This window comes from Insulibacter thermoxylanivorax, assembly GCF_015472005.1.
Taxonomy (GTDB): Bacteria; Bacillota; Bacilli; order Paenibacillales; family DA-C8; genus Insulibacter; species Insulibacter thermoxylanivorax.
The window spans coordinates 21,978-42,746 of the sequence record NZ_BMAQ01000031.1 but is presented as its reverse complement, the minus strand read 5'-3'; the positions used below and the strand labels follow the sequence as shown (position 1 = coordinate 42,746).

Genomic DNA, 20,769 nt, shown 5'->3' with positions numbered 1-20,769 from the left:
CTATGGAAAAAGGAGAACTCATGCATGTCTGAGATCATAACAGAGTGGGTGGAACCATCACCGGACGAGGTGCAAGAACGAATCCTGAAGATGCTCGCCGGCGAACTAAAGCTCAGCGCGAAACAAGTGCGCACAACCGTGGGCTTGCTCGATGAGGGCAATACGATTCCGTTCATCGCCAGGTATCGCAAGGAGATGACTGGTGAGCTGGATGAGCATGCCATCCGGTCGATTGAAGAACGCTTGCAGTACCTGCGCAATCTGGAAACGCGCAAGACGGAAGTGCTGCGCCTGATCTTCGAACAGGGGAAACTAACCGAAGAACTCAGGCTGGCGATCACCGCAGCGGCGAAGCTGCAAGAGGTCGAGGATCTGTACCGCCCTTATCGTCAGAAGCGCAAGACGAGGGCGAGCGTCGCGAAGGAGAAAGGATTGGAGCCGCTCGCTGAGTGGCTGATGAGCCAGCCGCCAGCCGGTGATCCGCTTGCGGAGGCAGCCAAGTACATAGACGAGGAGAAAGGTGTCGCCAGTGCCGAGGAGGCGCTGCAGGGCGCGATGGACATCCTTGCAGAGCGAATCGCCGATGATGCAGCGATTCGCGCTTGGGTTCGTCAGCACACTTATAACCATGGGATGATCGTAACGGAAGCGAAGGATCCCGAGATGGAATCCGTCTATGAGATGTATTATGCCTATCAGGAACCGGTGAAGAGATTGCCTCCTCACCGCATCCTCGCCATCAACCGCGGTGAGCGGGAGGATGTACTGAAGGTGCGGCTGGCGGTGGAGGAAGAACGGATCCTCGATCAGATTGTACAGCGCACGTTGCAGCAGACATCAGCCGTAAGGGAGATCCTGCTGGCGGTCATCGAGGATGCCTATAAGCGGCTGATCGCGCCGTCGATTGAACGGGAAGTGCGCGGGGAATTAACGGAACGAGCGGAAGAACATGCGATTAAAGTATTCGCAGATAACCTGCGCAATCTATTGCTCCAGCCTCCGGTGAAGGGCCATGTGGTGCTTGGAGTGGATCCGGCTTACCGCACGGGATGCAAGCTCGCGGTTGTCGATGATACCGGCAAGGTGCTCGACAAGGGCGTCGTCTATCCAACGCCGCCGCATAACAAGACGGCCGAAGCGGAGCAGACCATAGGCGCGATGATCGAGAAGTACGGCGTGGAGACAATTGCCATCGGCAACGGGACGGCCTCGCGCGAGACGGAGAGCTTCATCGCCGGGTTGATCAAGAAGCTGGGCAATCCGAAGCTGAAGTATATCATCGTCAGCGAAGCCGGTGCCAGTGTGTACTCTGCGTCCAAACTGGCGGCAGAGGAATTCCCGGACTTCGATGTGGCAGAGCGGAGCGCCGTGTCGATCGCACGCAGGCTGCAGGATCCGCTGGCGGAGCTGGTGAAGATCGATCCGAAATCGATCGGAGTTGGCCAGTATCAACACGATGTTCAGCAGAAGCGGCTTGAGGAGAGCCTGAAGTTCGTCGTCGAATCTGTGGTGAACCATGTTGGCGTCGACCTCAACACGGCTTCTCCGTCGCTGCTTTCCTATGTATCCGGCATCAATGGGAAGATCGCCAAGAACATCGTCAAATACCGCGAGGAAAACGGCCGCTTCACGAACCGCCAGCAACTCCTCAAAGTGCCGCGGCTCGGTGCGAAAACCTTCGAACAATGCGTCGGTTTCCTGCGCATCCGGGACGGCGACAATCCGCTGGACAATACGCCGATCCACCCGGAATCTTACTCCATCGTGGATAAGCTCTTCGAACAGCTGCAGATCTCGCTCGAGCAGCTGGGTACGGAGGAGCTCAACGCACGGCTGCGGGAGGTCCGGCCTGAGGAACTTGCTCCGAAGCTGGATGTCGGTCTGCCGACGCTGCGCGATATCCTCGAAAGCTTGCAGCGGCCGGGCCGTGACCCGCGGGAAGAGCTGCCGCCGCCGATCTTCTCGACGGATGTGCTGAAGATCGAGGACCTTGCTCCGGGCATGGAACTTAAGGGGACGGTGCGGAACGTGACGGACTTCGGCGCCTTCGTCGATATCGGCCTGGAGAATGACGGTTTAGTGCATATCTCGCAGCTCAGCGACCGATACGTCAAACATCCGATGGACGTTGTCTCCGTCGGTGATATCGTCACCGTGCGGGTGCTGCAGACGGATCTGAAACGGGGCAGAGTAAGCCTTACGATGCGCAATCTATGATGCTCGGCTGGATGCTCTGCGGATGTTCGGCGAAAAGGGAGAGGCATCGTTAGACTCACGAAGGAGATAAAAGGAATAAAGCACTCCGTTCCCGATCTTGCGAGGGCATGACGGGAAGGAGTGCTTTGTTTTGCGGCGGCAAGATTTACACCCGCTCATCAAGTGAAAGATGAGGGCTGGTGGTACTGTTGGTATGATCTGAACCTGTACGGTAAAAAAACCAACACTCATTCAGCACACGGATCTGCCTCAGGTCCTTCATTATAAAAGCCCGTTGAAGTTGGTTGCACAACCATTGAGGCATCGCTATAACCTCCTGTGGGTATATAATTGGATCTCCCCTTGCCTGCATGATATGTTGCTGTTGTCCTATATGGATATGAACTATTGCATATTTTGTAAATGGGATTGTGCAGTTTTTTGGAAAATTGAAGTTGTTTTTACAATCAAGTTGCTTTGTAATCAAAAGTATTCGATGATAGCGTACGATTAAGGGTTTTACGCCCATCCTATACAACATCTTCAGAGCATCTTCGCCATGGAATCGCAGGTCAAAGTTCGTATCCATCCTATTATATCGAGCAGGCGGATGCCCGGTGCAGGTCCAACTTCATCGTGAGCATACTGTGAGTTTATATGTGAGTTTCCAAAGTTCCAAGAAAGCTGCTGAGCTTACATCTCTTCCTCGTACCACTGTTCCAGCTGTGCTTGCAGCGCCCGGATCTCCGTCAGCAGTGAGATGATCGGATATGAGCGCTCGTCAATCGCCGCGAAGGCTGCTTCTAATCGATTGATATAATCGAGTCCGCTGATTGTGTTATACTGGTCTTGCAGGAAGTCAACCTGCGCACATTCTGCGACAACTTGGGGCAGGACAGGCACGTTATTGGCCGTCAGCTTGCCTGCCTCCTTGTGGAGCCGAAACAGCAGCGCGGTCAATTGATAGGCGTGTGTGGCGGGCATCTCTACGAAGATGAGATCGGCGTCGTCTTGCAGCAGGATGATCTTAAAGTCAGCCATGATTAGTCTTCCCCTTTCTACATCAATCGTATACCTGTGTATTAAGACATGGTCTGTGTCGTTTACGTTTCCTGGACTTAGCTAGGTGTTCGAGAATTAGATCATTGGATCTGAGCAATGGATCTAAGCAACAATGAATCTGAGTAACGAACCTTAGCAATGAATCTGGGCAAAGAATTTGAGCAATGAATTTGGGCAGTATTTTGACCAATATTTACAGTGTATCTGGGATGTCCTGCAAATTCAAGAACAGATCAGAGATCTTGTGCGCTAAGGTGCCGCATAGAATCATTAACTCATGAAATCGTTGGGGTTGCCGTAAAGGAACATCAGAGAAGTTGAGGTTAAGGGACTTCAGAAATGAGCCTTGCTTCTCACCTGTGACTAGATGTAGGGAGCATCGGTGATTGAGGAATAGGGGATGCTGAATACATTTCTTCAATTAGGCTGTATAGGATCCTAGAAGATCGGGAAGAAGGTTAGGAAGGCAGATGATGAACGAGCAGAAGAAGCAAGCGGTCAGTGCGACGGCGATGAGCGATGCGGATCTGCAAGCCTGGGTGGAACGCATCTCGCTGGAGTTCTTCGGTAAGCCGTTCCGCCATAAGGCCGTCTTTAATCCGCGGCTTAGGGCTTGCGGCGGGAGATATTCCCTTGTTACGCATCAAATCGACATCAGCCGCAAACATTATGAAATCTACGGCATCGAAGAAACGGAGAAGATCATCAAGCATGAGCTTTGCCACTATCACCTTCATCTGGAGGGCAAAGGCTACCGCCACAGGGATGCGGACTTCAAAGAACTGCTGGCGCGCGTAGGCGGAACCCGGTATTGCCGTGCTTTGCCGGGAGGCAGAAGAACACTGCCTTACCGCTGGCGGGTGATGTGCACGGGATGCGGTGCGGAGTTTTATCGCAAACGGCGTTTTGACCCATCAAAATACGTATGTGCAAGGTGCCATCATAAATTAATCATTTTAAGGCTTGACTCTGATCGAAATTCGTGATAAATTAATTCTTGTCACTTCGATTGAGAGTCGTTCCCCGATAGCTCAGCCGGTAGAGCACTCGACTGTTAATCGAGTTGTCGCAGGTTCGAGTCCTGCTCGGGGAGCCATATGGAGAGGTACCCAAGAGGCCGAAGGGGGCGCTTTGCTAAAGCGCTAGGGTGTAACAGCCGCGAGGGTTCGAATCCCTCCCTCTCCGTTTTCTCCTTATAAGAGAGTTTGAATTGTTGGACATGAACATGTCCAATTTTATTTTTGTGCCCGTATAGGATTTTGGTTTGAACTTATTGGATTGAACTTGTTAGAACGAGCTTTTGAACTTGGCAAAGCGAATATCAGAACCAATGTTAGAACTAATGTCAGAACCAATAATTTCATGCTGTCTATCAGCAAAAACCCACTTGCCATTAGAGCGGATATCCGGTATAATAACATTTGTCGCTTGCGAGCATTTCTTGCAGAAGATCTTGCTGGCAGGACAAGAACCGAACGCAATCGTTCATATTCTGGCCCGTTGGTCAAGTGGTTAAGACACCTCCCTTTCACGGAGGTAACAGGGGTTCGAATCCCCTACGGGTCATTTCATGCGGTCGTGGTGGAACGGCAGACACGCTATCTTGAGGGGGTAGTGGGCGGACGCCCGTGTGGGTTCAAATCCCACCGACCGCACCATACATAATTGAGGATACAGGGATTTCAGTCATTGGACTGAGGTCCCTTTTTTGTTGGGGTTCGACCGGCAGAAAGTGTTGACTCAGCGTGTCAGCGGTGGAATTGCCATGTGAGTCAACAAAATGTGTCGTCTCAGTGTGCATTAAAGCGGGATCAGTGTGTGAAACGTCAATTAATGTCGTTTCAACTTGCGCGATAACGGAAGCGGTTGTGACTCAGCATGAGAGGGAGCGGCATCGCAGTGTAAAACGACAAAAACCATCGTCTCAGTTGCAAAAATTATGATAGGATCCATATTAAAAGGATGCATAAAGAAGAATCGGGAACGGGAATAGGCCGAGGAAAGGAGAAGGAGTATGCGAATTGGAGCGATTGAAGCGGGCGGGACCAAATTCGTCTGCGGGATCGGCAATGAACAAGGGGTGATCGAGGAGAAGATCCAGTTTCCAACGGAGCTTCCGGAGCCGACGCTGGAGAAGGTGATCGAATATTTTGAGAACCAGGAGGTGGAAGCATTCGGCATCGCCTCTTTCGGACCGATTGAACTGGATCGGAATCATCCCAAGTATGGGTATGTGACGACGACGCCGAAGCAGGGATGGAGAGATTATGACTTCGTCGGAACGCTGCGGCGCGCCTTCGATGTGCCCATCGGATGGGATACCGACGTGAATGCGGCCGCCTTTGCAGAAGCTCGATGGGGGGCAGCACGCGGGCTGGACAGCTGCGTCTACTACACCATAGGCACCGGCGTAGGCGTCGGCATCTACGCGGAGGGCAGGCTGATCCACGGCCTGGTTCATCCGGAGGCTGGGCATGTGCTGATTCGCCGTCATCCTGAGGATGATTTTCCGGGGAATTGTCCCTATCACGGGGACTGCTTGGAAGGCATGGCTGCAGGTCCGGCCCTGGAAGCAAGATGGAAGATGAAAGGCGCTGAGATTCCTAAGGATCATCCAGCATGGCGGATCGAAGCTTTCTATATCGCCCAAGCGGTGTCGAACATGATCCTGACGGTATCGCCCAAGAAGGTGATTCTTGGGGGCGGCGTGATGCAGCAAGAGCAGCTGCTCCCGCTGATCCGCGAGGAAGTGAAGCGAAACTTAAACGGCTATGTTCAAGCAAAGGCAGTGTTAGAGGAAATCGATGCCTATATCGTACCTCCTGGTCTGGGCAGCCTAGCCGGGTTGACCGGAGCCTTGGCCTTAGGGATCGAAGCGTGGCGTGCACAGTGAGCAATGATGTCTGTTAAGTGAGGAATGCCGGGGATCGAGATGCGGCCGTGGGCCATGGATCGTGCATCGTGAGCCGTGTAGCCTGCACCGTATATCGTTGGTCGTGTAACGCGCATCGTGCATCGTAGACAGTGTACCGTGCCTCGTGCTCCGTGCATCATGCCAAGTACCCCGTGCACCGCGCACCCTGCACCGGCTAATTCTGCTCGCTGGAGGTGCGCGATGTGCTGAGGGTGCTGGGATCCAGAGGCGGCAGCCAGCAGGTCAGCCCAAACGTAAGGATCGCTAATACGCCGATTGACCAATAGACGCCGTTCAAGCCGTAGGTCAGACCGCTTTGCAGCAGCTCGACCAATTCGGCATCCATCGGCGGACGCGCGGGATCGAGCAGGATATTGGCATCGTTCAACTCAATCTCGCTGCCCAGCGGCCCTGCATTTGTCTTCATATAAGACAGATAGCGGTTGTTCAGCACGCTTGCCAGCACCGAAGCACCGATCGTAGAGCCCGAGATGCGCATGAACATGATCAAGGCCGTCGCAGCCCCCCGCATCTGCCACTCCGTACTGCCTTGGACGATCAGCAGGGACGCCGTCGACAGCAGTCCAAGTCCAACTCCTGTTACGAAGGAGGCTGTACCGACATAGAACGGCCCGTATTCCGGTCTCATCATGATGTAGAAGACGGTGCCGAGGATGATGAAGATCGAACCGCTGATCGTCATGCGGCGCATGCCGATGCGAAGCATATAGCGGCCGCCGATGCTGGAGGCAAGCGGCCAGCCGATCGACATCGCCCCGAGGGTCATGCCGGCGATCGACGGTGAATATCCCATAACCCCCTGTACATAAGTGGGGAGGAACGTCGAGATTCCGATCAGCACCATGTGCGAGGTCAGCGCAGCACTGTTGCTGAGGACGATCGTGCGATTCCGCCACAGCGTAAGCGGCATAATCGGTTCACGGGCCTGCTGTTCGACCTTGATGAAGAGGAAGAGGCTGGCGGCGAACAGCGGCAGCAGAACATAGGTCAATAAGGAATTCCACCGCCAGAGCGTACCGCTGCCGATGAAGAAGGTCATCAGCGAGCCGATGGCGATGAACAGCAGTGCGGAACCCTTGTAATCGATCTGCCGCGCTTTTCTCTCAATATTCTCATGGAAAAAAAGATGAAGCCCGATCAAAGAGACAATTCCGAAAGGAACATTGATCCAAAACACCCACACCCAGCTGAGATATTCCACGAAAAATCCGCCCAATGCCGGCCCGGTAACGGATGAAACGGCCCACACACTGGACAGATACCCCTGAATCTTCCCGCGTTCTTCCAAGCTGTAGATATCGCTGACGATGGTCATCGTTAAGGGCTGTACCGCCCCTGCGCCCAATCCTTGGATAAGGCGGTAGACGATGAGTTCAGTCATCGAGCCGGCGAATCCGCACAGAATCGAGCCGATGAGGAAGATGATCATGCCGATGGTGAAGATCGGCTTGCGTCCGTAAAGATCAGACAGCTTACCGTAGATGGGAATGGTAACGGCTTGCATCAACAGGAAGATGGAGAAAACCCAGGCCAGAGATTCGAAACCGCCCAGTTCGCTGACGATGCTTGGCATGGCTGTAGAGACGATCGTTGCTTCGATGGCGGTGATGAACATGGCGATCATGACCATCGCAAGGACTACGGGGCGGGATGTTTTTTTCTGAATGGTTGAAATCATGTGCCACCTCTAACATCTTTATGATAATATTAGGACGATAAGAGTATTTTGACATGCGACCTTTGAACTATAATCATTATTCATCAGACCTTTGATTCTATCATCTCCTATAGATCCTCGACCCTAAGAAATCGCGCAGGGTAAGAAGTTTATAATCCTTTACACGGTGATTGATATGAACCAAACGGCAAGGCGTTTTACATCAGCCAAAGTAGGCAAGACCTTCCCCATTCACGATTGCATCGAATGTATGGATCCGGAGGATGTAGAAGATTTCTTACAGGTCTATACCCATAAGCCGATGGCATCGATTCAAGCGGAATTAAGCTGTTACCAGCCGGCCTTGCAGCATGTGCTCATGCGAATCTATCCGATCAAGCAGCGTCAGCGCTGCCTCGGACGGATCATCACCTTCCAAGATATCACAGAATGGCGGAGCATGGTAGAAGAGCTGAACAGCAAGAATCGCGATCTGTTTCTCCGCAATCAGGAATTGACGGGGATTCAGCAAGATCTGTTCGATGCGAATAAGAAATTGGAGCAGCTGGCGACGACCGACAGCTTAACGGGCTGCTACAATCGGCGTTATCTCTACAGGATGATGGGTATCAGATCAGCGTGGATGCCCGGTATGGCGCGCCGTTCTCGTTGATCCAAGCGAAGAATCTCGGCCGCAATCGCATAGCTGCAAGCGAATCCTGCCGATCCGGCGGAACAAGACGGGCGGAGCACCGCGCATCTTCAGCCGGCCATGAATACAAAAACAGCTGATGTCACGCCAGAACGGCAGGGCATCAGCTGTTGTATAAAGGGCGGTTTTAATTCGCCTCTTCAAGGATGTGTTTATATTTTGTATAATCGATGTTGTTCTTCTTAAGAAATGCGACCAAGCTCTTATAATCCCTGCGCGGCGTCGCCAAGATATATCCTTCCAGGCAATGCTCCATCGTTACCTGCGGTGCACCGGATTCGAGAGCGATCTGCCCGATCTTAGCGGCGATGCTGTGCTTGGCCACGTCGCGGAACGGCTTCGGCACCGGCGAGACAAGCTTCTCAAGGAAAGCCTTCGTCTCATCCGTCCACATGTGACGGCTGGCCTCAATGTAGTGATTCTGCCAGTCCAGCTGCGATCGGCCGTCTGCCTTCGGCAGCGACTTGAGGAACTTGCGAAACATAAAGTAGCCGCCGATCGACATGCTTCCTATTAATAGGATGGACCATAGGAGGATCAGCCAGAAGTTAAACAATGGATCTCACCTCAGCGATTAAGATGAACAATGTGCATGCAAGCTAACGCATCATCCTGCGCACGAAGCTTGTACATGATCTATTGCACGCATGTTCGCGCGAAATGCGCTGTGATGCGGCGAAGTTGTGACATTTTGGATGGCAGACAAGAGAATTATACCGCATTTCTGGAATTATTTCATTATCCAAGGTACAATAGTGAACAGTTAGCTTGTCTTCGGTTGACTCTTTGCCTGATCGGGCCCGGGTCAGCTGCGTAAACATCGGTAAGTACAGCATGTACGATAGATACCAAGCTTGCTCGCCAGCAAGTTATAAGGAGAGATCAGCAGCCATGGTGAGAATCGGTTCACATGTATCCTTTTCCGATAAGGGTCTGTTAAATGCCGCGAATGAAGCGATCAGCTATGGATCGAGCACATTTATGATCTATACGGGAGCGCCGCAGAATACGGTGCGCAAGCCAATCGAGAAACAATACGTGCCCGAGGGCAAAGAATTGATGGCCCAGCACGGCATCGATGAGATCGTGGTGCATGCGCCGTACATTATCAACCTGGGATCCTATAAGACGAATACGTTCGGTTTAGCTGTGGATTTCCTGCAGTCGGAGATTCACCGCACAGCTTATCTTGGTGTGGAGAATATCGTCCTGCATCCTGGTGCATATACCGATAAGGACGTGGAATATGGAATTAACCGCATCGCTGAAGGCTTAAATGAAGTCCTTAAGGGAACGAAGGATACGGATGTGAAGATCGCCCTGGAGACGATGGCAGGCAAGGGAACGGAGATCGGCCGCAGATTCGAAGAGATCGCGGCGGTGATCGACAAGGTGGAGGACAACCACCGCCTCTCCGTATGTTTCGATACCTGCCATGTGCATGATGCGGGTTATGATATAGTCAATGACTTGGATGGCGTCTTGGAGGAGTTTGACCGCATCATCGGTCTGGACCGGATCAGCGTCGTCCACCTGAATGACAGCAAGAATCCGCGGGGAGCAGCGAAGGACCGCCATGCGCCCGTTGGCTCGGGATGGATCGGTTTCGAGGCGATTCAGCGCGTTGTGCATCATGAGAAGCTGTCACACCTGCCGATGATCCTGGAGACGCCTTGGATCGGCAAGGATACGAAGAAGCAGCGTCCGATGTACGAAGTGGAGATCGCGCTGCTCAGCGGCAAGGTCGAGGCACGCTTCGGCGGTGAGTTTCTGGAACATGTGGAGAAGTTGGATCATTTCTTCAAGCAGCAGGATATTCACTATCGTGAATATGTCCTGAGCACATGGGATATGTTGAAAAGTGACGCTAAGGCGCGTAAGGCTGACGGCCGCGAGCCGATGGAGAGATTGTACGATCTCGTCGTCGAGGCGAAGCTGCTGCCGGATGATCTGACGGAGGAACAGATCAACCATCGCCTGACCGCTTGGTTGTCAGGATATAAGTTAAGTAAGACGGCATAGGGGATAGGGGGAAACAGGGTGAAAACACAAGGTCAATTTCAAAGCAGCGTCGATCATCGCAAAGATCGCGCGCGTTTGCTTATCTCGTGTCCGGATCGTCCGGGCATCGTTGCTGCGATCTCGAGCTTCCTAAGCGAGAATCAAGCGAATATCGTGCAATCCGATCAGTATACGATGGACCCCGATGGGGGAATGTTCTTCATCCGCATCGAATTCGATCTGCCGGACCTGGAACAGAAACTTCCAGACTTGGAACAGCGTTTCCAGTCCATTGCTGCGCAATTCCAGATGAAGTACCGCTTCTCAGTAGCGGCCAAGAAGAAGAAACTGGCGATCTTCGTCTCCAAGGAGGATCACTGTTTGCTTGAATTGTTGTGGCAATGGCAGGCCGGTGATCTCTACGCGGATATCGAGCTCGTGGTGAGCAATCACACGATCATGAAGGAGTTGGTCGAATCCTTCGGTATTCCGTTCTACCACGTGCCGGTCACGCCGGAGACGAAGCGGGAAGCGGAGGAGAAACAGCTGGAGCTCGTCCAAGGCAAGGTCGATACGATTATCTTAGCGCGTTATATGCAGATCATCTCGCCGCAATTCCTGCAGCACTATCCGAATCGCATCATCAATATCCACCATTCGTTCTTGCCGGCTTTTGTCGGCGGCAAGCCGTACGCCCAAGCCTATGAGCGGGGCGTGAAGCTGATCGGCGCTACGGCTCACTATGTCACGGAGGAGCTGGACGGCGGACCGATCATCGAACAGGACGTGCAGCGGGTCAGCCACCGCGATGATGTGAATTCGTTGAAGCGCATCGGCCGCCATATCGAGCGCATCGTGCTGGCGCGGGCGGTGCAGTGGCATTGTGAAGACCGCATCCTCGTCCATCAGAATAAGACCGTTGTTTTCGTGTAGGGTTACATCAGCGTGAATTGCTTCGTGCAGGATGACCTAAGTGCGAAGAGCCTTTGTGCAAGTTCCCTGCTTGTGGCGTGTCTTAATAGCAATATTCCCATCATGTGGTATTGCTTGGAGCAGGTTTTTGTGACGGATCCCCGTGTAACATGACCGGGATGTGTTATTTTTGGTGAGAGGCTCTTTGTTTTCTTTGAACGTATGTTTGTCCTTATTATAAGGATGACCTGAGGATAACTTATGAAATAGTTGGTAGCAACGTGGTTCAATCCATGTTACAATGATAAAACTATTCTATCCGATAAGCACAAATAGGAGGAAGGCAAATGAAGAATCAATCTGTAGACCAACTAGCGGTGAATACGATCCGCACCCTGACCATCGATGCAGTAGAGAAAGCGAAGTCAGGACACCCAGGCATGCCGATGGGTGCTGCACCTATGGCATACGAGCTTTGGACCCGCCATATGAAGCACAACCCGTCGAATCCGGAATGGATTAACCGCGACCGTTTCGTACTCTCCGCTGGTCACGGTTCGATGCTCCTGTACAGTTTGCTTCACCTCTGCGGTTATGATCTGTCCATGGACGATATCAAGAATTTCCGTCAATGGGGAAGCAAGACGCCGGGCCATCCTGAGTACGGTCACACGCCTGGTGTAGATGCAACTACTGGTCCGCTCGGACAAGGCATCTCGATGGCTGTGGGTATGGCAATGGCAGAAGCACATCTGGCTGCTGTGTATAATAGAGAAGGATATAACATCATCGACCACTATACTTACGTCATCTGCGGTGACGGCGACCTGATGGAAGGTGTGTCCGCTGAGGCAGCATCCCTTGCAGGTCACCTTGGACTCGGCAAACTGATCGTCTTGTATGACTCCAACGATATCTCCCTTGACGGGGAACTGAACCTGGCATTCTCTGAGAATGTTCGTCAACGTTTCGAAGCATACGGCTGGCAGACCCTGTTAGTCGAAGAGGAGAACAATCTCGAAGCGATCGGCAAAGCAATCGCAGAAGCGAAGGCGGATCTGAGCCGTCCGACGCTGATCGAAGTGAAGACGACGATCGGATTCGGTTCTCCGAACAAAGCGGGTAAAGGCGGTTCCGCAGGTCCGCACGGTGCTCCGCTGGGACCGGAAGAAGTGAAGCTGACGAAGCAAGCTCTGGGCTGGCCTGAGGAACCAGATTTCTACGTACCGGAAGAAGTAAGAGAGCACTTTGCTAAGGTTAAGGCTCAAGGCGAAGCTGCGAACAAGGAATGGGATGAGCTGTACGCAGCTTACAAGAAGGAATATCCGGAATTGGCTAAGCAATTCGAACAAGCGATCACCAACGAACTGCCTGAAGGTTGGGACGCAGATCTTCCATGGTATAATCCAGAAGATAAACCGCTTGCAACTCGTGCGGCATCCGGTGCTGCATTGAATGCTCTGGCGAAGAACGTGCCAAACATCGTCGGCGGTTCTGCTGACTTGGAGTCTTCGACCAATACGCATCTGAAGGGGATGCCGATCTACACACGCAACAGCTACGAAGGCCGCAATATCTACTTCGGTGTGCGTGAGTTTGCGATGGCTGCTGCGGTCAACGGTATGGCGCTGCATAAGGGTGTTCGTCCGTACGGCGGTACATTCTTCGTATTCTCCGACTACCTGCGCCCTGCAGTTCGTCTGTCCGCCCTTCAGAAGCTGCCGGTAACCTTCGTGTTGACGCACGATTCGATCGGTGTCGGCGAAGACGGTCCTACACACGAGCCGATCGAGCAATTGCCTGCACTTCGAGTCATTCCGGATGTTACTGTGATTCGTCCGGCAGACGCGAACGAAACTTCTGCAGCATGGCGTTATGCGGTGAAGCAGAACGAAGGCCCAGTGGCTCTCGTGCTGACGCGTCAAGCGCTGCCGATCCTGCCTAGTACGAAGGAGAAGGCAATCGAAGGCGTTGAGCGCGGTGCATACGTGCTGAGCGATGCAGCTGACGGCAAGCCGGTTGCTCAGATCCTGGCAACGGGTTCGGAGGTACAGCTTGCGATTGCTGCACAAGAGAAACTGGCTGAAGAGGGCATCCATGTGCGCGTCATCAGCATGCCTAGCTGGGAGCTCTTCGAGAAGCAGCCGAAGGAATACCGCGATTCCGTTATCCTGCCTGATGTTAAGGCACGCCTGGCTGTCGAGATGGCTTACCCGCTTGGCTGGGAGCGCTATGTCGGCGACCATGGCGATATCCTGGGCATCAAGATCTTCGGCGCTTCGGCACCGGGACCGAAGGTCATGGCTGAGTATGGCTTCACCGTCGAGAACGTCGTAGCCAAGGTGAAAGCTCTGCTGTAATAAGCGATTTTAGCGGCAGTCCTAATCGACTGCCGCTCTCCTTATTACGCCTCGCTTGACTGGGACTCCACCTTCATATTCATCGCTTGTTCATATACTTTGATCAGAGCCGAGACGTCTTCTTCGCCGATCTCTGCATTCACTGCTTCTTGGAACAGCTGCTTCACTGCACCGAGCAGCGGGGAGACCGCATTCAGCTGATCGCCTAGAGCTGAAGCCAGTTTCAGGTCCTTCAGCATCCACTTCAATGAGAAGTGGGTATCGAAGTCGCGGGCGATGATCTTCGGCCCCTTCATCTCCGCAGCACGGCTGTTGCCGCCTCCCGAATAAAGCACGTCCAAGAAGACGGCGGGATCGATGCCAGCCTTATAGGCCATGCTTATCCCTTCGCAGACCGCAGCTGTATTGATAGCCACGACGGTATTATGCGCGAGTTTCAGCTGTGATCCGGAGCCTGAAGGTCCGACATAGACGATCTTCTTGCCCATCGCTTGGAAGACATCGAGATGCGCTTCCATGACTTCCCGATCGCCTCCCACCATGAAGGTCAGAGTGCCGTCTCTTGCTCCTTCTTTGCTGCCTGTAACCGGCGCATCGAGGAAGCTCGAGGATTTGGCCTTGCAATCTGCATACAGCTGACGGCTCAGTGTTGGCGAGACCGTGCTGCTGTCGATCACCGTTTGATTGCCTTTTATGCCTGACAAGATGCCCTGTTCTCCGTAGAAAACTTCGCGCAGCGCATCATCGTTGCTGATCATCGTGATGATAACCGACGCTTCTCTTGCTGAATCCTGAACATGATTCTACCACAGTGTGCGGTAAGCATCACATGATGGAAAACAGTGTACTAATACGTGATATGCTGCAGATGTACCCATATGATAAGGTGAAGCAGCTTGTCAGCACATGATTCAGTTCATCTGCATCTTGATGATATTCTGTTCTTACGATGCCGCCGCCATTGCCGCTGCCATCACATGCTCCATAACTTCATAGCGTCTGACAATGCCGATCCGGCAGGAACGTGATGAATCCCAGGCTGGCGGTTGCCTGGTATATGGGGGATTGTGTCGGACGAACTTGATCACGCCACTTTTTTCATTTATGCTATGAGTATTGTATGTATTGTACGATAAGGATAGGAGGCGCACTTTATGAGCAACCGTTTACGCTTTGATTACAGCAATGCCTTGGCTTTTGTAGGACAACATGAGATTGACTATATGGCTGAATATGTGAAGACAGCTCACAATCAGCTGCATGAGAAGACAGGTGCGGGCAGTGATTTCCTTGGCTGGATCGACCTGCCTGTCAATTATGACAAAGAAGAGTTCCAGCGCATCAAGGAAGCGGCTAAGCGCATCCAAGAGGATTCGGAAGTACTCGTTGTGATCGGGATCGGGGGGTCCTATCTAGGAGCGCGCGCAGCGATCGAGATGCTGTCGCATTCCTTCTATAACGTACTGCCGAAGGAGAAGCGCGGTACACCGCAGATCTTCTTCGCCGGCAACAACATCAGCTCGACTTACACGAAGCATCTGATCGAGCTGATCGGCGACCGGGATTTCTCCGTCAATGTCATCTCCAAGTCGGGAACGACGACGGAACCAGCGATCGCCTTCCGCATTTTCAAGGATTTATTAGAACAAAAATACGGTAAAGAAGGCGCCAAAAAACGCATCTATGCTACGACGGACAAGGAGAAAGGCGCGCTGAAGACCGTAGCCGACAGCGAGGGCTACGAGACCTTCGTCATCCCGGACGATGTAGGCGGTCGCTACTCCGTACTGACTGCCGTAGGACTTCTGCCGATCGCTGTAGCCGGCATCGATATCGATGCGATGATGCAGGGTGCTGCTGACGCTTCGCGTGAATATGCGAACCCGAACCTAAGCGAAAACGCCAGCTACCAATATGCAGCGCTTCGCAACATCCTGTACCGCAAGGGTAAGACAACGGAGATCCTCGTGAACTACGAGCCTTCCCTCCACTTCTTCTCTGAATGGTGGAAGCAGCTGTACGGGGAGAGCGAAGGGAAGGATCATAAGGGAATCTATCCGGCTTCCGTTGATTTCTCGACGGACCTGCACTCCATGGGGCAGTTCATCCAAGAAGGAACGCGCAACCTGTTCGAGACCGTCCTGCAGGTGGAGAAGCCGCTGGAGGAGATCGTCATCGGTGAGGACGCTGAGAATCTTGACGGTCTGAACTTCCTCGCCGGCAAGACGATGGATTTCGTCAATAAGAAAGCCTTCGAAGGAACCCTGCTGGCTCATACTGACGGCGGCGTACCGAACCTGGTCGTGACCATTCCGGAAATCTCGCCGTATTGGTTCGGCTACCTCGTATACTTCTTCGAGAAGGCATGCGGCATCAGCGGTTACCTGCTCGGAGTGAATCCATTCGACCAACCGGGAGTCGAGGCATACAAGAAGAACATGTTCGCTCTGCTTGGCAAGCCCGGATTCGAAGACCAGAAGGCTGAACTGGAACGCCGTCTGGGAAGAGCGTGATGCTGCCCGATGCTCTTAAGCTACCGAACGGTTCAGGGGCCCGGCGAGGCTGAGATCGTCATCAAGAAGTCGCGCTTCATCGGCCATTGCCGGCCCGTGGCAACCGAAGAAGAAGCGATTCAATTCATCGAAGAGATCAAGAAAAAACACTGGTCGGCGACGCATAACTGTTCGGCTTATCTGGTCGGTGACCGGGATGAGTATCAGAAGCAGTCCGATGATGGAGAGCCAAGCGGCACAGCCGGCAAACCGATGCTGGAAGTGCTTAAACAGCAAGGACTGAAATACACCGCCGTTGTCGTAACGCGCTACTTCGGCGGAACCCTGCTCGGAGCCGGCGGTCTCGTAAGAGCTTACACGGAGGCCACAGTGGAAGCTGTCAAGGCAGCGAAGCCCGTGCTCAAAGTCCTGCACAGAGAAGTTACGGTGACGGTCGATTACACCTGGTACGGCAAGTTGGAGAATGAGCTCAACAACCGCGGCGTAATCACCGAACCTCCGACATTTACCGACAAGGTGAGCATCCTCTGTCTGCCTGAAGCGGAAGAAGCAGAGCGCTTCACTGCTTGGATTACGGACCTGACGCAAGGACAGGGCATCATCGAACAGAGAGAATATCGATATATCGAACAAGAGATCTAGGATTATAGGATCGAAAAAAGGCCGAGGGATCATTTCCCTCGGCCTACTGCTTTATATACGACATAGACAAAATAGGACCTCTGTGTTATATTTAGGATTATTCAACCATGTTTTTCTATCCTACATATGGCAATATTCAACAAGGACATCAACTGCGATAATAGCAAACTCATCGAAAGGTGAGGACGCAAAGCTACGGGCCTAAGGAAGGATCACTTCTATTGGTCGCCGAGTTGCCGAACAGGTTGACGGAACATGGATTTGAATTCAACATCCATCGGCAATCGGTGGATGTTTCTTTATGAGTAAGGTCCTAGTGCTGCCTCTGCTGGATGAGTCGTTTTTGAAGGGACGGAGTATCGTGTTAGACAATGGGTTGATTCTGATCATCTCCGGAATCGCCGTCGTTCTGATCCTGGTCGCCTTGCGGGTGGGTTATCTATTTGCGCTGCGCGAGATGAACCGTACTAAACGCATCATGATGACCCATGACCCGCTGACCGGCTTGCTCAATCGACAAGCGTTCATGCAGCGGTTAGAAGAGCGCATACGTGAAGCCGGCCATGATCCGTTGACCGTTGTTCTGCTGAACGTGAATCGATTCCGCTGGATCAACGATGCCTTGGGCAGTGATCTTGGCGATCTCATCATCATGATCGTCGCTCAGCAGCTGCGTATGGGGATCGAAGGCAAGCCGGATATCGCCAGGTTAAGCGGAGATGAATTTGCTCTGATCCTCGATCATGATACAGCTGAATCGAGACAGATCGTCATGGATCTGATCCGCCGTTTCGATGAACAGCCGGTCGAGGTGCGCGGACAGTCTCTGCAGATCCTGGCTTCTGCCGGGCTGGCAGGTTATCCTCGGCATGGCAGAACCGCCAGCGAACTGGTGAGCCATGCGGATACCGCGCTGACTCAAGCCAGACAGTCTTATATCCACGTCGTCGAATTCGATCCTGTGATGGATGAAGAGATGCATGACCGTTTGCAGCTGGCGACGGAATTAAGAACAGCGATCCGCAATGGCGAGCTCAGCTTGGCCTACCAGCCCCGCATTGACCTGGCAACAGGCAGGATCGCAGCGATCGAGGCGCTTCTGCGCTGGCAGCACCCGGAGCTGGGCCATGTACGGCCCAGCAGGTTCATCCCGATCGCGGAACAGACGGGTCTGATCGTGCCGATCGGTGAGTGGGTGCTTGAGACGGCCTGTGCGCAAGCGGCCGGCTGGAACTGGCAAGGCAGCGAAGAGTGCCGGATCAGCATCAATATCTCTGTGCAGCAGATGGTTCACCCGGATTTTGTCGCTGTATTGGATGATGTGTTGGCGCGCACCGGTCTCAATCCGAAGCAATTGGAATTGGAGCTGACCGAGAGCATCTTCATCGAGAATCCGCAAAAGATCAGCAAGATCTTGGACAAGATCAAGGAGCGGGGCATACGTATTGCAATCGATGACTTCGGCAAGGGATATTCCTCGCTCAACTACCTCAAGCGATATCCAGCGGATACGCTGAAGATCGACAAGGAGTTCATCACCGGCACGCAGTCCGATACCGGACAGATCATCACCGCTTCTGTCATCCAGCTTGCGAGGGACCTCGGACTCACCGTTGTTGCGGAAGGCGTAGAACAGTCCGAGCAGTTAGCGTTCCTTATGCGCAAGGGCTGCAATGAAGTTCAAGGTTATCTGTTATGCCGCCCTGTGCCGCATGATGTATGCGAACAGTTCCTGCAGCAATTCGATCTGCAGCAGATGTTAGCGCTGCTTGGAGAACGCGAAGGATGGAGGAAGGCAGCGGAAGACGGATCCGTGAGCCCGCCCTCTTAGTCTGGGGTCTCCGCTCTCCTTGTAACCGCTCTTCGTTCAAGTATATAATGAAAGATAGATCGTCCAGCGGCGTATGTGGTCCTGCTGGACGATTTAACTTGCACCGACCATTACACGAATGAAGAGGGTACGAAGATGAAAATTGTCCTCGCTGCGTTAAATGCCAAATACATACATACGAACCTCGCGCTCCGCTATCTGAAGGCTTATGCGGAGCGTGATTTTGCGATCGAGATCGCGGAATATACGATCAAGGATCCGCCAATGAACATCGTCACCGACTTGTATAAGCGCAAGCCGGATGTGATCGGCTTCTCCTGTTATATCTGGAACATCGAGGAGACGATTGTCGTTATCAACATGCTGCGCAAGATCCTGCCGCATGTCCCCATCGTGCTGGGCGGACCGGAGGTTTCCTATGACACGGACTATTGGATGAAGCGGCTGCCGGAAGTGGATTTCATCGTGTTCGGGGAAGGGGAAGAAACGTTCCACCATCTGCTGACGGAGCTGGCAGGGGAGCGAAAGTTTCATTATGTGTTTGGTCTGGCTTACCGCAAGGACGGGGAAGTCATCGTCAATCCCGGAAGGCCGAAGCTCGATCTGAATACGATCCCGTCGCCGCACCGCTTCGAGGAAGATCTGCCGCATCTGGCGAACCGAATCGTCTACTTCGAGACAAGCCGGGGCTGTCCTTTCAGCTGTCAGTTCTGCCTGTCCAGCATCGAAGTCGGGGTGCGGTATTTTGATATCGAGCGGGCGAAGGCGGACCTTCTCTACCTGATCGAGAACGGGGCCAAGCAGATCAAATTCGTCGACCGCACCTTTAACATCAAACGGGATTACGCTTTGGAGATCTTCGAGTTCCTGATCGAACACCACCGCGGCTGTGTGTTCCAATTTGAGATCACCGCCGATATCATGCGGCCGGAAGTGATCACCTTCCTGCAGGAACATGCGCCCCCGGGCATCTTCCGCTTCGAGATCGGCATCCAGTCGACCAACGAGCGCACGAACGAGTTGATCAAGCGGCGTCAGAACTTCGAAAAGCTGAGCCGCACCGTGATGATGATCAAGGAAAGCGGCCAGATTGCCCAGCATCTCGACCTGATCGCCGGACTTCCCGAGGAGGATTACCATTCCTTCCGCAAGACTTTCAACGATGTCTTCAATCTGCGTCCGGAAGAGCTGCAGCTGGGATTCCTCAAGCTGCTGCGGGGCACGGGACTGCGCAGGGATGCGGAGAAGTATGGCTATATCTATATGGATCATGCGCCCTATGAGATTCTGGGCAACGATGTGCTGTCCTTCGATGATATCATCCGCATCAAACAAGCCGAGGACATCCTGGAGAAATATTGGAACGCCCGCCGCATGGACCATACGCTTGAGTATTTGATCCGGTATGAGTTTGATTCTCCTTTTGATTTTTTTCAGGAATTCGGTGCATACTGGGAGAAACGGGGCTGGCCGAAGATCGGCCATCAGCTCGAGGATCTCTTCACCAGGCTGGCTGAGTTCCTCGCCGAGCTCAAGCTGCGCTTCCCGCAGTTGACAGAGGGGCTGATGAAGCTCGACTATTATCTCAATCACCGGTACAGACCGCGCAAGATCTGGTGGGAGTATCGTCTGTCGAAGCAGGAACTGGGTGAGCTCATACAGGACCTCGCCGAGCGTCCGGAAGAGCTATCCCCTGAATTTGCAGCGCTTGGCTTGACGGAGAAGGATCTGTACAAGCATACCGTCGTGGAGATCATCGACTGTGATCTGGCAGCGTATCTGGAGCTTGCAGAAGCCGCACCGATCCCGGCGGTGGAGGGCAATCCTGAGGATCTGAAGGATGTGCTGGAAGCGAAAACCTTGCTGGTCGTCTACTATCCGCCGGATTCACAGACAGCGGATAGAAAGGTGCGATACTACACGCGGCGGATTGAAGTTTAGACCGGTT

The 20,769-nt window shown here is 53.1% G+C and carries 16 protein-coding genes, 4 tRNA genes, 1 pseudogene and 1 riboswitch; of the genes and pseudogenes, 16 read left to right on the top strand and 5 right to left on the bottom strand.

Features of this window, described 5'->3' with window-relative positions; translation table 11 throughout:
* Nucleotides 1–24 precede the first annotated feature (24 nt).
* Nucleotides 25–2,217 (top strand): Tex family protein, encoded by a 2,193-nt coding sequence (locus PRECH8_RS11240; RefSeq protein ID WP_200967197.1) that lies wholly within the window; start codon nt 25–27, stop codon nt 2,215–2,217.
* Nucleotides 2,218–2,362: 145 nt separating this feature from the next.
* Here PRECH8_RS11240 and cmpA read toward each other — a convergent pair whose 3' ends face one another.
* Together cmpA and PRECH8_RS11230 are read right to left on the bottom strand one after the other, a co-directional pair.
* The gene (gene cmpA, locus PRECH8_RS11235; RefSeq protein WP_200967226.1) at nt 2,363–2,521 is read right to left on the bottom strand and encodes a cortex morphogenetic protein CmpA; all 159 of its coding nucleotides are present in this window, start codon (nt 2,519–2,521) and stop codon (nt 2,363–2,365) included.
* A gap of 368 nt (nt 2,522–2,889) precedes the next feature.
* Nucleotides 2,890–3,237: a hydrolase/acyltransferase gene (locus PRECH8_RS11230; RefSeq protein ID WP_200967196.1), complete on the bottom strand. Its 348-nt coding sequence runs from the start codon at nt 3,235–3,237 to the stop codon at nt 2,890–2,892.
* A 533-nt stretch (nt 3,238–3,770) separates the two neighbouring features.
* On the opposite strand from PRECH8_RS11230, the gene PRECH8_RS11225 reads away from it, so the two are divergent.
* The 6 genes from PRECH8_RS11225 (at nt 3,771) to PRECH8_RS11200 (ending at nt 6,151) form a co-directional block, all read left to right on the top strand.
* On the top strand, nt 3,771–4,244 hold the full coding sequence (locus PRECH8_RS11225; RefSeq protein WP_200967225.1) for a SprT family protein: 474 nt from the start codon (nt 3,771–3,773) through the stop codon (nt 4,242–4,244).
* A 34-nt stretch (nt 4,245–4,278) separates the two neighbouring features.
* Nucleotides 4,279–4,354 (top strand) — tRNA-Asn (locus PRECH8_RS11220).
* Between the two features lie 3 nt (nt 4,355–4,357).
* Nucleotides 4,358–4,443: transfer RNA gene (locus tag PRECH8_RS11215), tRNA-Ser, on the top strand.
* Nucleotides 4,444–4,752: 309 nt separating this feature from the next.
* A tRNA-Glu gene (locus tag PRECH8_RS11210) sits at nt 4,753–4,824 on the top strand.
* A 6-nt stretch (nt 4,825–4,830) separates the two neighbouring features.
* Nucleotides 4,831–4,916: transfer RNA gene (locus PRECH8_RS11205), tRNA-Leu, on the top strand.
* 356 nt (nt 4,917–5,272) lie between these two features.
* Nucleotides 5,273–6,151, top strand: coding sequence for an ROK family protein (locus tag PRECH8_RS11200; RefSeq protein ID WP_200967195.1), 879 nt, complete (start codon nt 5,273–5,275; stop codon nt 6,149–6,151).
* A 196-nt stretch (nt 6,152–6,347) separates the two neighbouring features.
* Here the strand turns inward: PRECH8_RS11200 and PRECH8_RS11195 are convergent, their stop codons facing one another.
* Entirely contained in the window at nt 6,348–7,871 is a 1,524-nt protein-coding gene (locus PRECH8_RS11195) for an MDR family MFS transporter (protein WP_200967194.1), read from the bottom strand.
* Nucleotides 7,872–8,046: 175 nt separating this feature from the next.
* On the opposite strand from PRECH8_RS11195, the gene PRECH8_RS11190 reads away from it, so the two are divergent.
* A complete protein-coding gene (locus PRECH8_RS11190) occupies nt 8,047–8,523 on the top strand; it encodes a PleD family two-component system response regulator (RefSeq protein WP_207161794.1) in 477 nt (158 codons plus the stop codon).
* Nucleotides 8,520–8,642 (top strand): hypothetical protein, encoded by a 123-nt coding sequence (locus PRECH8_RS14645; protein WP_276569109.1) that lies wholly within the window; start codon nt 8,520–8,522, stop codon nt 8,640–8,642. Before PRECH8_RS11190 ends, PRECH8_RS14645 begins: the two co-directional genes overlap by 4 nt.
* A 47-nt stretch (nt 8,643–8,689) precedes the next feature.
* Here PRECH8_RS14645 and PRECH8_RS11185 read toward each other — a convergent pair whose 3' ends face one another.
* On the bottom strand, nt 8,690–9,118 hold the full coding sequence (locus PRECH8_RS11185; RefSeq protein WP_200967192.1) for a DUF2621 family protein: 429 nt from the start codon (nt 9,116–9,118) through the stop codon (nt 8,690–8,692).
* A 335-nt stretch (nt 9,119–9,453) separates the two neighbouring features.
* Between PRECH8_RS11185 and PRECH8_RS11180 the strand changes: the two genes are divergently transcribed.
* The 3 genes from PRECH8_RS11180 (at nt 9,454) to tkt (ending at nt 13,835) form a co-directional block, all read left to right on the top strand.
* Nucleotides 9,454–10,584, top strand: coding sequence for a deoxyribonuclease IV (locus PRECH8_RS11180; RefSeq protein WP_200967191.1), 1,131 nt, complete (start codon nt 9,454–9,456; stop codon nt 10,582–10,584).
* Nucleotides 10,585–10,602: 18 nt separating this feature from the next.
* The gene (gene purU / locus PRECH8_RS11175; RefSeq protein WP_200967190.1) at nt 10,603–11,496 is read left to right on the top strand and encodes a formyltetrahydrofolate deformylase; all 894 of its coding nucleotides are present in this window, start codon (nt 10,603–10,605) and stop codon (nt 11,494–11,496) included.
* 326 nt (nt 11,497–11,822) lie between these two features.
* Nucleotides 11,823–13,835, top strand: coding sequence for a transketolase (gene tkt / locus PRECH8_RS11170; protein WP_200967189.1), 2,013 nt, complete (start codon nt 11,823–11,825; stop codon nt 13,833–13,835).
* A gap of 44 nt (nt 13,836–13,879) precedes the next feature.
* Here the strand turns inward: tkt and PRECH8_RS14805 are convergent.
* Nucleotides 13,880–14,620, bottom strand: a pseudogene (locus tag PRECH8_RS14805) (NAD(P)-dependent oxidoreductase); the annotation flags it as partial.
* Between the two features lie 369 nt (nt 14,621–14,989).
* Here PRECH8_RS14805 and PRECH8_RS11160 point away from each other — a divergent pair.
* The 4 genes from PRECH8_RS11160 to PRECH8_RS11145 all read left to right on the top strand — a co-directional run bounded on the left by PRECH8_RS11160 (nt 14,990) and on the right by PRECH8_RS11145 (nt 20,762).
* Nucleotides 14,990–16,348, top strand: coding sequence for a glucose-6-phosphate isomerase (locus PRECH8_RS11160; protein WP_200967187.1), 1,359 nt, complete (start codon nt 14,990–14,992; stop codon nt 16,346–16,348).
* A gap of 9 nt (nt 16,349–16,357) precedes the next feature.
* Entirely contained in the window at nt 16,358–16,990 is a 633-nt protein-coding gene (locus PRECH8_RS11155; RefSeq protein ID WP_200967186.1) for a YigZ family protein, read from the top strand.
* Nucleotides 16,991–17,142: 152 nt separating this feature from the next.
* Nucleotides 17,143–17,231: riboswitch (cyclic di-GMP riboswitch) on the top strand.
* A 60-nt stretch (nt 17,232–17,291) separates the two neighbouring features.
* Nucleotides 17,292–18,821: a putative bifunctional diguanylate cyclase/phosphodiesterase gene (locus PRECH8_RS11150; RefSeq protein ID WP_200967185.1), complete on the top strand. Its 1,530-nt coding sequence runs from the start codon at nt 17,292–17,294 to the stop codon at nt 18,819–18,821.
* A 135-nt stretch (nt 18,822–18,956) separates the two neighbouring features.
* Nucleotides 18,957–20,762, top strand: coding sequence for a B12-binding domain-containing radical SAM protein (locus PRECH8_RS11145; RefSeq protein ID WP_200967184.1), 1,806 nt, complete (start codon nt 18,957–18,959; stop codon nt 20,760–20,762).
* Nucleotides 20,763–20,769 lie beyond the last annotated feature (7 nt).

Coding starts and splice junctions, on each gene's coding strand:
- PRECH8_RS11190 (WP_207161794.1), top strand. CDS start 8,047: ATGAACCAAACGGCAAGGCGTTTTACATCAGCCAAAGTAGGCAAGACC.
- PRECH8_RS11160 (WP_200967187.1), top strand. CDS start 14,990: ATGAGCAACCGTTTACGCTTTGATTACAGCAATGCCTTGGCTTTTGTA.
- cmpA (WP_200967226.1), bottom strand. CDS start 2,521: ATGCCTCAATGGTTGTGCAACCAACTTCAACGGGCTTTTATAATGAAG.
- PRECH8_RS11240 (WP_200967197.1), top strand. CDS start 25: ATGTCTGAGATCATAACAGAGTGGGTGGAACCATCACCGGACGAGGTG.
- PRECH8_RS11150 (WP_200967185.1), top strand. CDS start 17,292: ATGAGTAAGGTCCTAGTGCTGCCTCTGCTGGATGAGTCGTTTTTGAAG.
- PRECH8_RS11225 (WP_200967225.1), top strand. CDS start 3,771: ATGAGCGATGCGGATCTGCAAGCCTGGGTGGAACGCATCTCGCTGGAG.
- PRECH8_RS11155 (WP_200967186.1), top strand. CDS start 16,358: ATGCTCTTAAGCTACCGAACGGTTCAGGGGCCCGGCGAGGCTGAGATC.
- PRECH8_RS11180 (WP_200967191.1), top strand. CDS start 9,454: ATGGTGAGAATCGGTTCACATGTATCCTTTTCCGATAAGGGTCTGTTA.
- PRECH8_RS11200 (WP_200967195.1), top strand. CDS start 5,273: ATGCGAATTGGAGCGATTGAAGCGGGCGGGACCAAATTCGTCTGCGGG.
- PRECH8_RS11145 (WP_200967184.1), top strand. CDS start 18,957: ATGAAAATTGTCCTCGCTGCGTTAAATGCCAAATACATACATACGAAC.
- tkt (WP_200967189.1), top strand. CDS start 11,823: ATGAAGAATCAATCTGTAGACCAACTAGCGGTGAATACGATCCGCACC.
- PRECH8_RS11195 (WP_200967194.1), bottom strand. CDS start 7,871: ATGATTTCAACCATTCAGAAAAAAACATCCCGCCCCGTAGTCCTTGCG.
- PRECH8_RS11230 (WP_200967196.1), bottom strand. CDS start 3,237: ATGGCTGACTTTAAGATCATCCTGCTGCAAGACGACGCCGATCTCATC.